The sequence below is a fragment of the Alcaligenes sp. RM2 genome, from assembly GCF_052931795.1.
Genome location: NZ_JBRFIO010000007.1, coordinates 41,908 through 58,437 on the forward strand (window position 1 = coordinate 41,908; position 16,530 = coordinate 58,437).

Consider the following 16,530-nt stretch of genomic DNA (forward strand, 5'->3'; position numbering starts at 1 on the left):
CCTCTACCGTATAAGCTAGGCGATAGCCCTGCTTGAGCAGCTTGATTTTGTAACAATGCCGCAAATTGCCCCGCGATGCAAAACCCGGAACATGCGGTACACCCAGCCGCCCCCAAGGTTTGCAAGGCTTCGGGGAAGAACTTTAATTTGTATTTTGTGGGCTATCGCTCAACGCTATTCAAGATCAACCTCGACCGCCCTATCCTTGACGACCAGCCCCGTCGACGCACCAGTTCATCCAGATCCCGATTAGCCACCTCTTTGATCAAAGCCTCGAACAAACGAGAAGTCACCACATAAAAGGCAGGCCGGTTAAGGTTCGACACAGCAACAGGCATTTCTCCAACCATGCAAATACCTGCGCCGGGTTCTTCTTGAACTCGGACATGCTAATAGAATAATCAGCGTAAATCGCATCCATAATGGCTCCAAAAAAGCTACAAATTTAGAGCTATTTCAGCATCAGACGACTATAAGCACACGAGAGCCAGAAAAAGTCCCTTGTACGAGTCGAAAAGTGGAAGCTTGGTAGCCAGCACGCGCAGGCTTACAACAACACCTGAAATTCCGCACTATCGGAAATGGCGTCCCACTGGTCTTTGGCCAGACTGGCGCGGATACGGGCCACGGCCTGGCTACGCAGTTGGGATACGCGCCCTTCTGTCACACCCAGCACCAGAGCAATTTCTTTCTGATTCAAATCTTGCTCAAACTGCAAGGCGAACAGCAATTTCTCACGTTCAGGCAGTTGGTCGATGGCGGTAATCAAGGCTTGCCGAAGGCCCTGGGAGGTCAACAGGTTCAGGGGATTATCGAAGTACGCCTGCTCGCGCGTGCTGTCTTCCAGAAACTCCAACGCATCAGCGGAAGGATCGGCATGACGTTTCAGGTCTTCGTAATGAATCACCTGCACTCCGACCGCCTCATCCAGCAGTTCGTAGTAGTCGTCCATGCTCATGGACAAGGCTTCAGCAATTTCCGGCTCGGTGGGCTCGCGCAGCAGTTCCTGACGCAAGGCACTGACGGCCACTTCGATCTGGCGCGCTTTGCTGCGCACACTACGCGGCAGCCAGTCCTGGCTGCGCAACTCATCCAGCATGGCGCCACGAATTCGGGTGACCGCGTAGGTGTCAAACTGGGCCTCGGCCACCACCTGGTAACGACGCACGGCGTCCAGCAGGCCCATCATGCCCGCCTGCATCAGATCATCCAGTTCAACGCTGGGGGGCAGGCGCGACACAAGCTGGAGCGCTTGGCGGCGCACCAATGGGGCGTACTGCTCAACCAGGACGTCTTCTGAACGAGGCATGGACAGGCAAGAATCCGGACAATAAAGATTGAGCTATTTTGCCTGCCCGCCCTGCCCGACAGTCCCCAAATCAGACAGTCTTTCGCCATCTTATTCAGGCTTTAAACGGGTCTGAAGCGGCCAAAAACCAAAATATCTCCTAAAGATACAGGCGCAGGTGCCGTAATTGGATCGTTACAGGTGCCAAGCCCCCCCATTGAGCAGGCCTGCCACCAAGCCCCTTTTGGAGTGATGTCATGATCAACTCAGTTTCATCTCAAACGACGGCCTTGGTGCCCCTAGCCTCCCCAGTGGAGCAAAATCCCGGCACCCCTACGCCTTCGGCGGCCACCACGGTGACCCCCATCAAGGAAAGCAGTACCGATACCCAGTTGCAGCAACGCTGGCCCGACAAACGCGAACCCGTGCCCGGCATGGTCAACACACTGGACGACACCCTGGACCAGATCAACAACTCCTTGCAGGCCTGGTCCACCGGCATTCGCTTCAATATGGACGACGAGGCCCAGCGTCTGGTGGTCTCGATTGTGGACAACTCGACCGGCGAGGTTCTGCGCACCGTCCCGTCTGACGCGGTGATCCAGATTGCCAAGATGATCGTGCAATTGCAGGGCAACGCGGTCAGCGTGAAGGTTTAAAAACCAAACTGGCATCGAAACTTCCCATTGACATGGGCTTTGCGCGCGACACATTCGCGACAAAATAGGACACTACAGGAGTATTTGATATGGCTATTTCTTCAATTGGCGTGGGCTCAGGTCTGAAGCTGGACGAGCTGCTGGAAGATTTGCGCAAGACGGAAAAGAAGAGTCTTGCTGTCATCCAGAACCGCCAGGTGGCCAATACCAACAAGATCTCGGCCTACGGTCAGCTCAAAAGCAGTCTGGCAGAGCTGCAAACCGCCGCCAAGGCCCTGAACTCGGAAGACTCGTTTGGCGCGGTCAAAGTCACCGCCAATAGCGAAAACATCAAAGTGACCGGCAATTCCAAAGCAGCGCCCGGTCAGTACGTGATCAAGGTTGATAATCTTGCCACTCGTCAGACGCTGACCACCGGCTCCCACAAGTCGCGCGATACAGCAATCGGCGAAGGCGGCAAAATCACCGTTCGCCTGGCCAATGGCAAAGAACACAGCCTGGACATGAAGGGCCAAGACACCTCATTACAAGGGGTGATGAACGCCATCAATGCCGAAGCCGATCTGGGCATGAAAGCCACCATCATCAACACAGGTGATCCGGACGAGCCTTACCGCTTGCAACTGTCCGCCGGTGAAACCGGTGAAGCCGCCTCGGTCAGCACGATTCGCGTAGACGGCAATGATGATCTGGCCGATCTGCTGCACTTTGATGCCAGCGATCCAGCTGCCAGCGGCTTTGAGCAAACCAAGGCGCTGAACGCCAAGCTGACCGTGAACGGCATTGCCATCACCAGCCAGAGCAATACCTTGAAGAACACCATTGAAGGCATGGAAATCACGCTGAACAAGGCAGGTGACGAGCCAATTAATGTCGATGTAGCCAAAGACGACGGCGCAGCGGCCAAAGCAGTAAAAGATTATGTCGAAGCCTACAACAAGTTCAACAAGTCCATCCGTGCTCTGACCGCCTACAACGTCGACCTGAAACAAGGCGCGGCCCTGACCGGCGACTCCATGGCCCGTGAAGCACAAAACGCCATGCGTGACGCCACGCTAGGATATGTGCCCGGCGAAGGCCAGATTCGCTCCATGGTAGGCCTTGGCATCAACGTCGACCCCAAGACGGGCGATCTGCAGCTGGATGAAAAAAAGTTGAATGAAGTCCTGAAGACCAACATGGCGGACGTCAAGAACATGTTCGTGGGTGAGAACAGCGTTGCCGGCCGCGTACGAGCAGCCGCTGACGAATTCATCAAAAAAGATGGTCGCATTGACAACGCTCAGGCTGGCGCTGAAAAAGTCGGCAAGACATTGCAGGATCAGTATGATGCAGCCGACCAGCGTATCGAGAACAAGATGGAAGCCTATCGCAAGCAGTTTGTCCAACTGGACGTCATGATCAACCGCATGCAAGGCACCAGCAATTACCTAAGCCAGCAACTGTCCATGCTGGGCAATATGAACAGCAATAAATAACCCCCTATGAGCTATCCTGCCCCTTCCCGTCGCTTTGGCCAACAATCGGTTCGCGCCTACGCTCAAGTAGGTCTGGAAACCGAGGTCTTGAGCGCGAGCCCCGAACATCTGATTACCCTGTTATTTAACGGTGCTCGCACCGCCATGCTGCAAGCGCGCTTGCATATGGAACAGGGCAATATTGCCGGGCGGGGGCAATCACTATCGAAGGCTATTGATATTGTCGATAGCGGCCTGAAAATGGCGGTCGATACCGAAAAGGGCGGAGAGCTGGCCCGCAATCTGGTCGCTACCTATGACCTGATTTTGCACAATCTGATGCTGGCCAACCTTCGCAATGACGCGGAAAAGCTGACGCTGGCCGAGCGTTTGCTGACCGATATTGCCGATGCCTGGCGCAGCAATGTTGATACCCAACGTGCCAAGCAGCCAGCTTGACTCCGGGGCTCGCGGGACAGGTTCTGTTCCTGACCTGCACCTCCAACCTCCTTTGCGCCTTTAGCGCCTGGTACGAACATGAGCGATACCTCTAACCCGATCGTCGATCAATATCAAATTATCGCCAGCATCACCCGTCACATGCTGGAGCTTGCCCAAACGGCTCGCTGGGAGGATGTGTTTGAACAATCCGAACACTATCAACTCGCCGTGGAAAAGCTCAAGAACATGGAAGACCTGTCTATTACTGAAAAACAGGCACGCCGTCAGTTGCTGACCCAAATTCTGGAGGACGACGCCCAGATCCGCCATCTGGCCACCCCCGAACTGGGGCGTCTGGGTGCACTGCTGGGCAATATGAAGCGCCAGCAAACCGTGTTGCAAGCGTATTACAACCCTAGCGTTCATCCATGAGCATAGGCGGCCCCTCCCCCTTGGGGACGCTGCTCATTCAACGGCTTGATGCCGTTCTGGGTATCAGCACTGGACAGCAAAGCAATATCGCCACGGGCGCCCGACCGGACGCCATCAGCCAGACACCGGGCAGCCAGCGCCCCGAGCGCGCCGAAAACCAAACGGCTCGTGATCAACGCCAAAGCGTAGATCAAGCCCGCGCCCACACCCAGGGTCGCGATAGCCGGAATATCCGCACACAAAGCGGACAAACCTCGACCGACCCGGCTCTGAATGCTCGTGGCCCCAATACGGCCACCACCAGCTCGGCCCCCACAACCCTGGGGCGCACTGCCCAATTGATCCTGTCCTTGCTGGAGCGCTTTCCGGATCGTGCCCCTGCTATCCAGGGACGACAGGCCTTGTTACCTGGCCGCCCCACGATGCAGGCGGACGGCAAGGAGCCCACGCGTCCCGGCAGCGATACCCAGACGGCGGGGCGGGCAGGCACAGCACAGAATACCGCCAGCACAATCGCCACCGTGGCTCAGCAGCGCCTGCCCTTGCCCGGTAGCACAGCAACAAGCGGCGCAAACGCGGGCTCTGCCAGTGCAATGACAACAGGCAGCAGTGCTGTGGGAACAGGCACTGCGACCACCGGCGCCGCAACCCAAAGCCCCCTGCCTACAGGCAGCACGGCTGCTCTGGCCCAGCATTTCAGCCAGGCTTTGCCCCAGGCCTTGCAACAAAGCGGGCTATTCTACGAGTCTCATCTTAGTGATCTGCACTTTGGGCAACGCAGCGTTGGCGAATTACAGCAAGAGCCGCAAAACCTGAATCGCCCCGCGGCCGAAACACATACCAGCACAAGCCAGAATCCTCAGGCCCAGGCCAGCACCCAGGACCCGGCCAATAGCCTGCTGGTGCGTCAGCAACTGGATACGCTGGCCTACCAGAACCTGCAATGGCAAGGTCAGGCCTGGCCGGATGCCGACATGAACTGGAGTGTGCAACGTCACCATGCCCAGTCAGAGGACGAAACCGAACATTGGTCCAGTACCCTGCAACTGGACCTGCCCACGCTGGGGCCGATCACCCTACGGCTCAACCTCCTGAACCAGCAATTGCTGGTCCATATTCAGGCCGATCAATCCGCCCCTTATCTGGACGAGAACAGCCTGCCCTTGCGCGAACGTCTGCAAGACCAGGGCCTGATCCTGAGCCAATTGCAGATTGAAGCCGACCCGACCCTGCCGCAGGACCTGCCCGATGAGTCATGACTCCCCCTCCCGTCGCCCGCAGGCCCTGGCCTTGCGCTACGAGCCCAAAGACGGGGCCCCGCGTGTCGTTGCCAAAGGCTACGGCACCTTGGCCGAAAAAATTGTCGAGACCGCCCGCGAGCACGGTCTGTACGTACACGAGTCCCCCGAACTGGTCGGCCTGCTGATGCAGGTGGATCTGGACCGTCATATCCCCCCTCAGCTCTATCAAGCCGTGGCTGAATTGCTGGCCTGGCTCTACGCCCTGGAACAAGGCCATCCCCAGGCCACACAAGCCTTGCAGGCTTTGCACGACGCCCCAAAAACTTGAGCCTGCTATTTATAAGGGCTGAAAAGCCCCTGTTTTTGGGCTTAGATACCCTGCTTAGCCTCGCGTTCTAAACGTTACATTAAGCACGGCAAGCTGCCCGCACCTGTGCGCGTGGCCCATCCTGACTTTCTGGCAAGCGAATATGTCGATTTCCAATCTCTCCAGCATTGAAAACCTTTTGGCCCAGATGCGCGCAGTTGCGCAAGCGGCCGGGGCTTCCAGTTCTGTGTCCTCCTCGGCCAGCAGCGCCGCTCCCGGTGGTTTTGCCGCCGAGCTGGCCCGCTCTTTGAACCGGGTTTCCCAGGCGCAGAATGAGGCCAATGCCCAGGCTCAGGCCTTTGAAATGGGCGAGCCCGGAATTTCCTTGAACGACGTGATGATTGACCTGCAAAAAGCCAGCGTTGGCTTTCAGGCCACCGTCCAGGTACGCAACCGCTTAGTGGCCGCCTACCAAGAAATTGCCAGTATGCCGGTATAAGCGCCTGATTCTTTCATGCCCGCCGCCCTTTCCTTAATGCTGCCTGAGCACGTCCTGATTTGAACTCCCCTGATTCCATGCAGAACCCTGCCTCTGCCTCACCCATGAGTCAGACAGCACAGTTGCTGAACAAACTTCCTGGCTACGACACACTGCGCGCCTTGCCCAAGGTAGCGCTGATCGGGCTGGGTGCCGCACTGATTGCTCTGATTGTCGCCCTCTTGCTGTGGAGCCGCGGCCCTACCTACCAGGTACTGTTCTCCAATCTGGACGACCGCGATGGCGGTGCGATTGTCTCGGCCCTGGGCCAGATGAACGTGCCCTACCAGTTCAACAGCAACGGTACCGCCATTTTGGTGCCGCAAGATCGTGTGCATGATGTGCGCATGCAAATGGCCTCGCAAGGCTTGCCGCGCAGTGGCAATGCCGGTTTCGAGCTGCTGGATCAAAGTCGCTTTGGCGCCAGCCAGTTCACCGAGCAAGTCACCTATCAGCGCGCCCTGGAAGGCGAGCTGGCCAATTCCATCAAGGCCGTGCATGCCGTCAAGGAAGCGCGCGTTCACCTGGCCATGCCGCGTGAAACCTTGTTTGTACGTGACCGCCAGTCTCCGACCGCTTCGGTAGTGCTGTCGCTGTATCCGGGCCGCGACCTGAGCGAAGGCCAGGTTTCCGCCATCAGCTGGCTGATCTCCTCCAGCGTGCCCAATCTGCAAGCCGACAAGGTGTCCATCATTGACCAGAATGGCCGCTTGCTAACCGCCCCCACTGGCGAGATGGGTGCTGATAATCAGCAGCGCAATTTTGTAAACGATATTGAATACCGAGCCGTCCAGCGCATCCTGACCTTGCTGAACCCCTTGGTCGGTGCTGGCAACGTCCGCGCCCAGGTGACGGCTGAAGTGGACTTTTCGCGCCGCGAGCAGACGTCCGAGGTCTACAAGCCCAATCAGCAACCCGGTCAGGCCGCGGTACGCAGCCAGCAGACCAGCTCTTCCTTGCAACGCAACCCGCAGCAGCCCCAGGGCGTGCCCGGTGCCTTGAGCAATCAGGCTCCCAACAATGCCACCGCCAATCTGGTCAACCCGCCTGCTGCGCCAAATCAGCCCCAAGCCCCGGCTGCTCCGGCAACTGAGCCGGCCAATGCCGCCGCACAAACCGCCAACGCCGCAAACGCTGCAGCGGCCGGTACAGACCCTTCACTGGTGTCCCTGGCCGAACAGGCCCGCTTGCTGCAAAACACCGGCAATGCGCGTAACGACTCCACCGTGAACTACGAAGTGGATCGCACCATCAGCCACGTCAAAGGTCCTTTGGGTCAGCTAAGCCGCCTGTCGGTAGCCGTGGTGGTGAACTATCGCAATACGGACAAGGACCAACAGCCGCTGGAGCAGGAAGAACTGGACAAGATCCGCGATCTGGTCAAACAAGCCGTCGGTTACTCGGCTGATCGAGGCGATAGCCTGAGCGTGGTGAACGGACAGTTCAACGAACAAGGCGATATTGATACCCCCTTCTGGAAAAATCCGGAGTACCGCGAGCTCGCTATGGAACTGGTCAAGTATCTGGTCTTTGCATTCATTCTGTTCATGGCATGGCGCATCGTCATCAACCCCATCATCCAGGGCCTGATCCAGGCCAAGGCGGTGGCTGACGCCCGCGTCGAGCGCCAGAAAGAAGAATCTGCTCGCGAACAGGCTGCTGAACAACGTGCCGCCGAAATGAGCCGCTACGAAGAGAATCTGAACACCGCCCGCACGATGGCTCACGATGACCCACGTGCCGTGGCTATGGTGTTGCGCTCCTGGTTAAACAAAGATGAAAAAAATGAAAACGGCTAAACCGGACGATTCCATCGAACGCAGTGCGATTTTGATGATGTCCTTGGGGGAAGATGCCGCCGCCGAGGTGTTTCGCCACCTCTCGCCTCGTGAGGTGCAGCAGCTCAGTACCGCCATGGCGTCCCTGAAGCAACTGACCCGTGCCGATATGGACGCGGCTCTGGAGAGCTTTCGCCAGGAGGCCGACCAGTTCATGGCGGTGGCACTGGACTCCAACGCCTATATCCGCTCCGTACTGAACAAGGCGCTGGGCTCGGACCGAGCCGCTGGCCTGATCGAAGACTTGCTGGAAAACAGCGAAGGCTCCAGCAGCGGTATTGATGCCCTGAACTGGCTGGATGCCTCCAGCGTGGCCGAGCTGATTGCCGACGAACACCCCCAAATTATTGCCACCATTCTGGTGCATCTGGAGCGTGATCGCGCCGCCGACATTCTGGGCTACATTCCGGATCGTTTGCGCGATGATGTGGTCCTGCGTATTGCTACTTTTGGCGGCGTGCAGCCCACGGCCCTGAACGAGCTGACCGAAGTGTTGAACGGCATGCTATCGGGCCAGGGTGCCAAACGCAGCAAGATGGGTGGTCCACGCACGGCAGCCGAGATGCTGAACTACATGAACGCTAGCCTGGAAGAGTCCGTCCTGACCAGTCTGCGCGGCATGGACGCCGACCTGACCCAGCGCATCGTGGACGAGATGTTCGTGTTCGAGAACCTGGCCGATGTGGAAGACATTGCCATTCAGCTGCTGCTCAAGGAAATCGAGACCTCTGCATTGACGATTGCCCTGAAAGGCGCGCCCGAAGAGTTGCGCGACAAGTTCTTCCGCAATATGTCCAACCGTGCTGCCGAAATGCTGCGCGAAGACATCGACGCCCAAGGCCCGATCCGCATGTCCAAGGTGGAACAGGAACAGAAAGCCATTGTGCAGGTGGCCCGTCGCCTGGCCGAAGCCGGTCAGATTACGCTGGGTGGCCTGAGTGGGGACGAGTATGTCTAAGACGGCCTCGTTTGGGCAGCTCCTGCCCGTCCAAGCCGTTATTCGCTTGTGCCCAGGCACGAACCGCCTGCGCGGGAGCCTGTAAATGTCCAGCCACCGTAAAGCCTCGGCCTACTCGGAGCTTCAGGAAAGCTGGAGCCGCTGGCAAATGCAGGGGCTGGATGATCCTGTCGTCGCCCCGGAACCGGAAGAGCCCGAGTTCGTCCCTCCTACCCCGGAAGAACTGCAGCGCGATCTGGAAAACCAGCGCAGCCAGGCACAGGAAGAAGGCCATACCCAGGGCTATCAGGCCGGTTACAACCAAGGCCACGCCGCTGGTCTGGCAGCAGGTCAGGAAAGTGGCCATGCCCAAGGCTATGAAGCCGGAATGGCGGCTGGAATGGCCAAGGCACAAGAACAGATTGACCAGTACATCAAGGAATTTGTCGCCTTGAACCAGAACTGCGCCCAGTCCATTGAACTGATGGATCAGGAAATGGGCCAATCCCTGATTCAGCTGGCGACACGTATTGCCGAGCATGTATTGCAAAGCACCATCAAGGCCGAACCCAGCCGCATCCGCGATCTGGTTGCCGAAGTACTGCGTAGTGATCCAGGCGATACCAGCGCCCTGGAACTGAGCTTGCACCCGGACGACATCAGCCTGGTGCGTGAGTTTCTGATTGAACAAGGCGAGCCCCGCGCCTGGCGTCTGCAAGAAGACCCCCAACTGCAACGCGGTGAATGTCGTGTGCGCTCCAGCTACGGCGATATTGACGCCACCTTTGCCACTCGCTGGAAACGCGCCCTGGCCAGCCTGGGCTTGCCCGTCTCTTCGGAGCCCTGATGGCAACGCCCCTTTTGGCCTCCTCCCCCGAACGCTGGCGCGCCCAGATGCTGTCGGCACAGCAACGGGTCCAGGCCATTGAGCCCTGCTTGCGCAGTGGCCGCGTTGTCCGCGCCACGGGTTTAGTGCTGGAAGCTACAGGCTTGAAGCTGGCGGTAGGAGCCGCTTGCAAAGTGGAGCTGTCTGCCGCGCAAAACATCTGGGCCGAAGCCGAGGTTGTAGGGTTTGAAGGCAGATCCTTGTATTTGATGCCCTTGAGCGAAATTTCCGGCCTGCCTCCCGGTGCACGTGTTGTACCGGTTGAAGCTCAATTGCAGCCGCCGGTTCCGCTGCCCGACTCCGATCAACCGGACAGCCTGCCCGCCCAGGCGCGTTCGCGCCATGTTCCGGTCGGCCCCGGCCTGCTGGGTCGCGTGGTCGATGGCAGCGGCAATCCGCTGGACGGTTTGGGCCCGATCGACGCGCAAGCCTGCGTCTCGCTCAGCCACACCACACCCAACCCACTGAAGCGCAGTCCCATCGACACGGTTCTGGACGTAGGAGTACGTGCCATCAACGGTTTGCTGACCGTAGGCCGTGGTCAGCGCATGGGTCTGTTTGCCGGTTCCGGTGTGGGTAAAAGTGTGCTGCTGGGCATGATGGCCCGCTACACCCAGGCCGACATCATTGTCGTAGGCCTGATCGGTGAACGGGGCCGAGAAGTTAAAGAATTTATTGAGCACAACCTGGGCGAAGAGGGCCTGCAACGCTCGGTTGTTGTCGCTGCTCCGGCTGATGTCTCGCCCTTGCTGCGTCTACAAGGCGCGGTGTACGCCACCCGTCTGGCCGAGTTTTTCCGTGATGAAGGCAAGAACGTCTTGCTGATCATGGATTCACTGACGCGTTATGCCATGGCTCAGCGCGAAATCGCCTTGGCAATTGGCGAGCCGCCTGCCACCAAGGGCTACCCTCCTTCCGTTTTTGCCAAGCTGCCGGCCCTGGTGGAGCGCGCCGGCAATGGCGAACCCAATGCACAAGGCCGTTGCGGCTCGATCACCGCGTTCTACACCGTGCTGACCGAGGGCGACGACCAGCAAGACCCGATTGCCGACTCGGCCCGGGCGATTCTGGACGGTCACATTGTGCTGTCGCGCAGTCTGGCGGAAACCGGCCATTACCCGGCCATTGATATCGAAGCGTCCATATCACGGGTCATGCCCAGCATTGTGGAGCCAGAACAGATCAAGATGGTGCACCGCTTCAAGGGCCTGCTCTCCAGCTATCAACGCAACCGCGACCTGATTGCCGTGGGCGCCTATACCCGTGGCAATGATCCGGCCATTGATCAGGCCATTGATCGTTTCCCCTGGCTGGAAGCCTATCTGCGCCAGGGCATGCAGCAACGTGTGGACGTGCCACGCGCCTTCGATGAATTGAACGCCGTTCTCAATAGCGAGCAATAGCCATGAAAGCCAACGCCTCTTTACATACGCTGGTCGATCTCAGTCAGAACAATGTGGACGACGCGGCCCGCCATCTGCAGGAGCTGCGAACAGAACGCGATGCGGCCCAGTCGCAGCTGGAAATGCTGCAGACCTATCGCCAGGACTACGCCCAGCGCCTGCTGGATGTGGGCCAAACTGGGGTAACCATGGCGAACTACCACAATTTCCGGCGCTTTATCGTGACATTGGACCAGGCCATTTCCCAGCAAAATAGTGTCATCCAAGCGCTGGAAGAGAAAATGGAACAGGGACGCCAGGTCTGGTATGGCCATCAGCAGCGCCTGAAAGCGTATGAAACCTTGATCGACCGCCGTCTCCAGACCCAGCAAGTCCAGCAACAAAGAATGGAACAACGTAACAGCGATGAAATCGCTGCTCGTCTCTTTACCCGTAGCCAGACCGCCTATTAAACAAGCGCCGCCATGACTTCGCCCACTCTTTCGGTTTTACCTGCGGCCCCTGCCGCACCCTCGGCCCCCGTCACCAACACGGCCGGGCCTGCGGCTGCGCATGCGCCCAAAGACGAAGGCTTTGCCCAGCATCTGCAAACCCAACAGCAGCAGGTGCAACACAAAGGGGCTGGCAAGACACCGGCAGCCGCCAAGCAGGACAGCACCAAAACCCAGGTTCCCGCCGACAGCCCCGAGCTGGCTGACGCCGTGGCCGAACAGGCTGGTGCCAGCGAGCTGGACCCCTTGATCAAAGACCCGGCCCTGCTGATTGCCGATCAGAGCGATCTGGAACTTGACACTGATGCCCCGGCCGATAGCGGCCTGCCTGCCATGGCCTTGTCGATTCTTTCGCAAGTACAGGCCATCAAGAACAGCAAGGCCGACCCAAAAAGTGCCCAAACCGATAGCAAACTGCCACTGAGCGCTCTCAACACACGCCAGAATCTGGCCGCCGAGCCAAGTAGCCGTCAAGCTCAGACCGCGCCATTGAACGCTGTTGAAGCAGAAGCCGAGCTTGATCTGAGCGCCGAACTGGTCTTGCCTAAAGCCGTTGAAACCAGCAATCCGCTGGCTGCCACCACTGCACGCAAATCGGCGGTGAACACAGCACAATTACTGAACAACAACCCGCCAGGCACTGGCATCGACGCTAATGTGCCCTCATCCCAGTCACGTTTGATGGATGAAGCGTCGGCTTCCTTGGCTAGCTTTGGACGACAAATTGCTGACGATGCCCGTGCCGGCGTGAATCTGAACCTGCCCGCTCTGGATGCTTCCCTGCTAGCCCAACTTGGCGCCGCACCCAGCGCAGTCCAGGCCAACAGCCCGGCCGCCTTGCCCAGCCCCCTGACGCTGGCCATTGCCACGCCGGTCCAGTCCCCCGAATGGGGGGCGGCCATGGGTCGTCAAATGATTACCTTGGCCCAACAGGCTCAAGGCGGCGTTCAAAGCGCCGACATTCGTCTGGACCCACCCGAACTGGGCCCCTTGCGCATTACCTTGCAAATGCAAGATGGCATGGCCCACGCCATGATCACCTCGCCCCATGCTCAAGTCCGCCACGCCCTCGAACAATCCTTGCAGCAGCTGCAACAGCAGTTTGCAGAAAACGGGCTGACCTTGGGACAGGCTGACGTAGGCGACCAGCACGCCTCGCACCAGGCCTTTCACGAGCAACTGGCCGCCAAGGGCAATCAAGGCGATCAACCCGCCTTCAGCCTGAACGGCGTGGCTTCCGCTGACGAAAGCAGCCCCTTGGTGAACAGCAGCGCCACACGCTCGCTGAACCCCGACGCGCTGGTTGATACCTTCGCCTGATTCACAGTCCCACAGACAGCCCGGCAAAAAGCATGATTAAGCTCGAAAAGCAGCGTCTATTCGCCGGGCCTGTCCTGTCTGACCTCCGGCACAATAGCTCAGGCATGCAGTCAGGCTCAGGCCCGACATGCGTTTGTCTGTTTGTAATACGCTAGAAAATACATCGCTCACATCACATGGCCCGAAAAGCACCCACCAAACTTGCACGCCTGATGAAAACCGGTCTGCTGGTTCTGTTTATTATCGCCGCTAGCGTGGGCGCAACGTTGTACTACTCCCTGCAACAAAGCAGCACGCCTGCCTGGTTGGCCTGGGCAGAAAAAGGCCAATCAGTTGAAGCGGCCCCTGCCCCGGACGAACCGCCGGTGGTCAAGGTCAATGCCAAACCCATTTTTGCGCCGCTGGACCCCTTTACCGTCACCCTGAACGAGAATGGCCGCTCGCGCATCTTGTACGTGGGCATCACCTTGCGTGTCCAGGACGATGGTTCGCGCTCCATGCTGGTGGAGTACATGCCCATGGTGCGTGATCGCGTGCTCAAGATTCTGGCTGAACAGCGCCCCACCTACATCCAGACCTCCGAAGGGCGTCAAGCCCTGGTTGCACAGCTGAGCGCCGGCCTGAAAGAGCCCTACGCGCCCAACACTGCTGTACCGAACATCAATGATGTCCTGTTCACCGCCTTTGTCATCCAATAAATGTCGTATCAGAGCTTCCTATCCCAAGACGAAGTCGATGCACTGCTGGCCGGTGTTACCGGCGAAGGCGCTGACACCAAGCCCTTGAACGAAAACCTGACTGGCGTACGGGCCTATGACCTGACCTCGCCAGACCGGGTAGTGCGTCACCGCATGCAGACCCTGGAGCTGATCAACGAGCGCTTTGCCCGTCGTTTGCGCTCGACCATGCTCAGCTTCATGCGCCGCAACGCAGACATCACCGTCGGTTCCATTCGTATTCAGAAGTACTCGGATTTCGAGCGCAACCTGCCCGTGCCCAGCAACCTGAACATGGTTGCCTTAAAGCCCTTGCGGGGCGTGTCGCTGTTTACCTTCGACCCGAACCTGGTCTTCCTGATTATCGACAGCCTGTTTGGTGGCCATGGCCGCTACAACACCCGCGTCGAAGGCCGGGACTTCACCACGACCGAGCAGCGCATCATCCAGCGTTTGCTGACCCTGACGCTGGAGAGCTACTGCGGTGCCTGGGAGTCCATCTACCCGCTGGAAGCGGAGTACATGCGCTCGGAGATGCATACCAAGTTTGCCAGCATCAGCAGCAGCAATGACATCGTGGTGGTGACCTCTTTCAATATTGAATTTGGTGCCCAGGGTGGCAATCTGAATATCTGCCTGCCCTACTCCATGATCGAGCCGCTGCGCGATCTGCTGACCCGCCCCTTGCAGGACAAAGGCACCAACGATATCGACCAGCGCTGGACCCAGCAATTGTCACGACAAGTGCGCAGCGCCGAAGTTGAACTGATTGCCAACTTCGTCAATATAGACATGACCATTGCCGAGCTGACCCAGTTAAAGGCCAATGATGTCTTGCCAATTGAAATCCCCACTCTTATTGAAGCCCACGTGGATGGCGTGCCGGTTCTGGAATGCCGCTACGGCACCTCCGGTGGCCGCTACTCCTTGCGGGTAGAAAACATCTTGGCCACCAACGACAGCGATTTGACTAAAGGTAAGTCCCTATGAGCGACCCTCACAACCCTAACGACCGGTCTGCGCCCGAGGACGACTGGGCAGCCGCGATGGCTGAGCAACAGGCTGGCAGCCAAAGCAGCACCCAAGCCCAAGGACTGGAACAGCCCCTGGAGGATGACTGGGCCTCGGCACTGGCCGAGCAAAGCGCGGCCACGCCTGTGCACGAACCCAGCCCTGCCAGCAATCTGTTCCCGCCCATGGAGCACGCCGAAGCGAACGCCACCACCGATATCGACATGATTATGGACATCCCGGTCCAGCTGTCGGTGGAGCTGGGTCGCACACGTCTGACCATCAAGAACATTCTGCAACTGGGCCAGGGCTCCGTGGTGGAGCTGGACGGTCTGGCTGGCGAACCGCTGGATATTTACGTGAACGGCTACCTGATCGCCCAAGGCGAAGTGGTCGTGGTAGACGATAAATACGGTATTCGCGTCACCGACATCGTGACTCCATCGGATCGTATCCAACGCCTGAACGGCCGCCGCTAGAACATGGAACAAGCCCAGCTCGTCAGAATCATGCTCAGCCTGCTGCTGGTTGTAGGCCTGATTCTGGCGGCAGCCTGGGTTGCCCGCCGAGGCGGGCTGCTGAAAAACAAAAACCAGCAACGCATCAAGATTCTGGACAATCAACGCCTGGGGCCGCGCAGCAGCGTAGCCTTGGTCCAGATTGATGACCGCGAAATTCTGATTGGCATCACCCCTCAGCAGATCAGCCTGCTGCACACCACAACGCCCGCTGGCTCCGAGCCGGACTTCCAGGCCCATCTGGACCAGCACCGTGCGCCCCGCTGACCGCATCATGACCGCACTCATCTCTCCCGCCCAGCGCATCGGCCTGATGCTGCTTCTGGCCCTGATCAGCCTGCTCCTGCCTTCCGAGGCCTGGGCCCAGGCTGTTCCGGCCATTACCAGCACAGCAGGCCCGAACGGCTCGCAAACCTGGTCACTCAGCATCCAGACGCTGGCCATGCTGACCATGATGTCCTTCCTGCCTGCGGCCTTGCTGATGATGACCGGCTTTACCCGCGTCATCATTGTGCTGGGGCTGCTGCGCAATGCCATGGGAACAGGTACGGCGCCGCCCAACACCGTGCTGGTGGGCCTGGCCCTGTTTCTGACTTTCTTTGTGATGTCACCGGTGTTTGATCAGGTGTATCAGGACGCCTACAAGCCCTTGTCAGAAAACAAGATCAGCTTTGAAACTGCACTGGAGCAAGGCGCCCAGCCCCTGAAAACCTTCATGCTGCACCAGACCCGCGAAGCGGACTTGAAGCTGTTTGGCGATATGGCGGGCGTGGCAGAACTGGAATCCCCGGAAGATGTCCCCTTGCGCGTACTGGTGCCGGCTTTTGTAACCAGCGAGCTGAAAACCGCCTTCCAGATCGGCTTTACGATTTTTATCCCCTTTCTGATCATTGACCTGGTGATTGCCAGCGTCCTGATGTCCCTGGGGATGATGATGGTCCCACCCGTGACCATCTCGCTGCCCTTCAAGCTCATGCTGTTTGTGCTGGCCGATGGCTGGCATCTGCTGCTGGGTTCCCTGGCCCGCAGCTTCTACCAATAAAGGAC

General features: G+C 58.6%; 19 protein-coding genes. 18 read left to right on the top strand and 1 reads right to left on the bottom strand.

The window, feature by feature from the left end:
• Window positions 1–547: 547 nt before the first annotated feature.
• Window positions 548–1,309 (bottom strand): RNA polymerase sigma factor FliA, encoded by a 762-nt coding sequence (locus ACU6HM_RS17700; protein WP_250756955.1) that lies wholly within the window; start codon window positions 1,307–1,309, stop codon window positions 548–550.
• Window positions 1,310–1,545: 236 nt separating this feature from the next.
• On the opposite strand from ACU6HM_RS17700, the gene ACU6HM_RS17705 reads away from it, so the two are divergent.
• The 18 genes from ACU6HM_RS17705 to fliP all read left to right on the top strand — a co-directional run bounded on the left by ACU6HM_RS17705 (window position 1,546) and on the right by fliP (window position 16,525).
• Window positions 1,546–1,947, top strand: a complete 402-nt coding sequence (locus tag ACU6HM_RS17705) for a flagellar protein FlaG (protein ID WP_170978593.1) — start codon at window positions 1,546–1,548, stop codon at window positions 1,945–1,947.
• An 89-nt stretch (window positions 1,948–2,036) separates the two neighbouring features.
• Window positions 2,037–3,425 (top strand): flagellar filament capping protein FliD, encoded by a 1,389-nt coding sequence (gene fliD, locus ACU6HM_RS17710; protein ID WP_250756954.1) that lies wholly within the window; start codon window positions 2,037–2,039, stop codon window positions 3,423–3,425.
• Between the two features lie 6 nt (window positions 3,426–3,431).
• Window positions 3,432–3,863 (top strand): flagellar export chaperone FliS, encoded by a 432-nt coding sequence (fliS, locus tag ACU6HM_RS17715; protein ID WP_026484537.1) that lies wholly within the window; start codon window positions 3,432–3,434, stop codon window positions 3,861–3,863.
• A 78-nt stretch (window positions 3,864–3,941) separates the two neighbouring features.
• A complete protein-coding gene (locus ACU6HM_RS17720; RefSeq protein WP_115634934.1) occupies window positions 3,942–4,277 on the top strand; it encodes a flagellar protein FliT in 336 nt (111 codons plus the stop codon).
• Window positions 4,274–5,536, top strand: coding sequence for a flagellar hook-length control protein FliK (locus ACU6HM_RS17725; protein ID WP_250756953.1), 1,263 nt, complete (start codon window positions 4,274–4,276; stop codon window positions 5,534–5,536). The genes ACU6HM_RS17720 and ACU6HM_RS17725 overlap by 4 nt, the downstream gene beginning before the upstream one ends.
• Window positions 5,526–5,846, top strand: coding sequence for an EscU/YscU/HrcU family type III secretion system export apparatus switch protein (locus tag ACU6HM_RS17730; RefSeq protein WP_115634930.1), 321 nt, complete (start codon window positions 5,526–5,528; stop codon window positions 5,844–5,846). Before ACU6HM_RS17725 ends, ACU6HM_RS17730 begins: the two co-directional genes overlap by 11 nt.
• Window positions 5,847–5,988: 142 nt before the next feature.
• A complete protein-coding gene (gene fliE / locus ACU6HM_RS17735; protein WP_009458068.1) occupies window positions 5,989–6,324 on the top strand; it encodes a flagellar hook-basal body complex protein FliE in 336 nt (111 codons plus the stop codon).
• Window positions 6,325–6,428: 104 nt separating this feature from the next.
• Window positions 6,429–8,162, top strand: coding sequence for a flagellar basal-body MS-ring/collar protein FliF (fliF, locus tag ACU6HM_RS17740; RefSeq protein WP_009458070.1), 1,734 nt, complete (start codon window positions 6,429–6,431; stop codon window positions 8,160–8,162).
• On the top strand, window positions 8,149–9,159 hold the full coding sequence (fliG, locus tag ACU6HM_RS17745; protein ID WP_009458072.1) for a flagellar motor switch protein FliG: 1,011 nt from the start codon (window positions 8,149–8,151) through the stop codon (window positions 9,157–9,159). The genes fliF and fliG overlap by 14 nt, the downstream gene beginning before the upstream one ends.
• Before the next feature lie 85 nt (window positions 9,160–9,244).
• Window positions 9,245–9,985 carry a flagellar assembly protein FliH gene (fliH, locus tag ACU6HM_RS17750; protein ID WP_021446819.1) on the top strand — a complete coding sequence of 247 codons (741 nt, stop codon included), beginning with the start codon at window positions 9,245–9,247 and terminating at the stop codon, window positions 9,983–9,985.
• Window positions 9,985–11,427, top strand: a complete 1,443-nt coding sequence (gene fliI / locus ACU6HM_RS17755; protein ID WP_021446820.1) for a flagellar protein export ATPase FliI — start codon at window positions 9,985–9,987, stop codon at window positions 11,425–11,427. Before fliH ends, fliI begins: the two co-directional genes overlap by 1 nt.
• A 2-nt stretch (window positions 11,428–11,429) precedes the next feature.
• Window positions 11,430–11,879, top strand: a complete 450-nt coding sequence (fliJ, locus tag ACU6HM_RS17760; RefSeq protein WP_009458076.1) for a flagellar export protein FliJ — start codon at window positions 11,430–11,432, stop codon at window positions 11,877–11,879.
• Window positions 11,880–11,891: 12 nt separating this feature from the next.
• Window positions 11,892–13,238: a flagellar hook-length control protein FliK gene (locus ACU6HM_RS17765; protein ID WP_446764153.1), complete on the top strand. Its 1,347-nt coding sequence runs from the start codon at window positions 11,892–11,894 to the stop codon at window positions 13,236–13,238.
• A gap of 212 nt (window positions 13,239–13,450) precedes the next feature.
• Window positions 13,451–13,936: a flagellar basal body-associated FliL family protein gene (locus ACU6HM_RS17770; protein WP_226349333.1), complete on the top strand. Its 486-nt coding sequence runs from the start codon at window positions 13,451–13,453 to the stop codon at window positions 13,934–13,936.
• Window positions 13,937–14,944 carry a flagellar motor switch protein FliM gene (gene fliM / locus ACU6HM_RS17775; RefSeq protein ID WP_009458081.1) on the top strand — a complete coding sequence of 336 codons (1,008 nt, stop codon included), beginning with the start codon at window positions 13,937–13,939 and terminating at the stop codon, window positions 14,942–14,944.
• Window positions 14,941–15,444, top strand: coding sequence for a flagellar motor switch protein FliN (gene fliN, locus ACU6HM_RS17780; protein ID WP_009458083.1), 504 nt, complete (start codon window positions 14,941–14,943; stop codon window positions 15,442–15,444). Before fliM ends, fliN begins: the two co-directional genes overlap by 4 nt.
• A gap of 3 nt (window positions 15,445–15,447) precedes the next feature.
• Window positions 15,448–15,750: a flagellar biosynthetic protein FliO gene (fliO, locus tag ACU6HM_RS17785; RefSeq protein WP_226349335.1), complete on the top strand. Its 303-nt coding sequence runs from the start codon at window positions 15,448–15,450 to the stop codon at window positions 15,748–15,750.
• 7 nt (window positions 15,751–15,757) lie between these two features.
• Window positions 15,758–16,525, top strand: a complete 768-nt coding sequence (fliP, locus tag ACU6HM_RS17790) for a flagellar type III secretion system pore protein FliP (RefSeq protein WP_446764154.1) — start codon at window positions 15,758–15,760, stop codon at window positions 16,523–16,525.
• Window positions 16,526–16,530 lie beyond the last annotated feature (5 nt).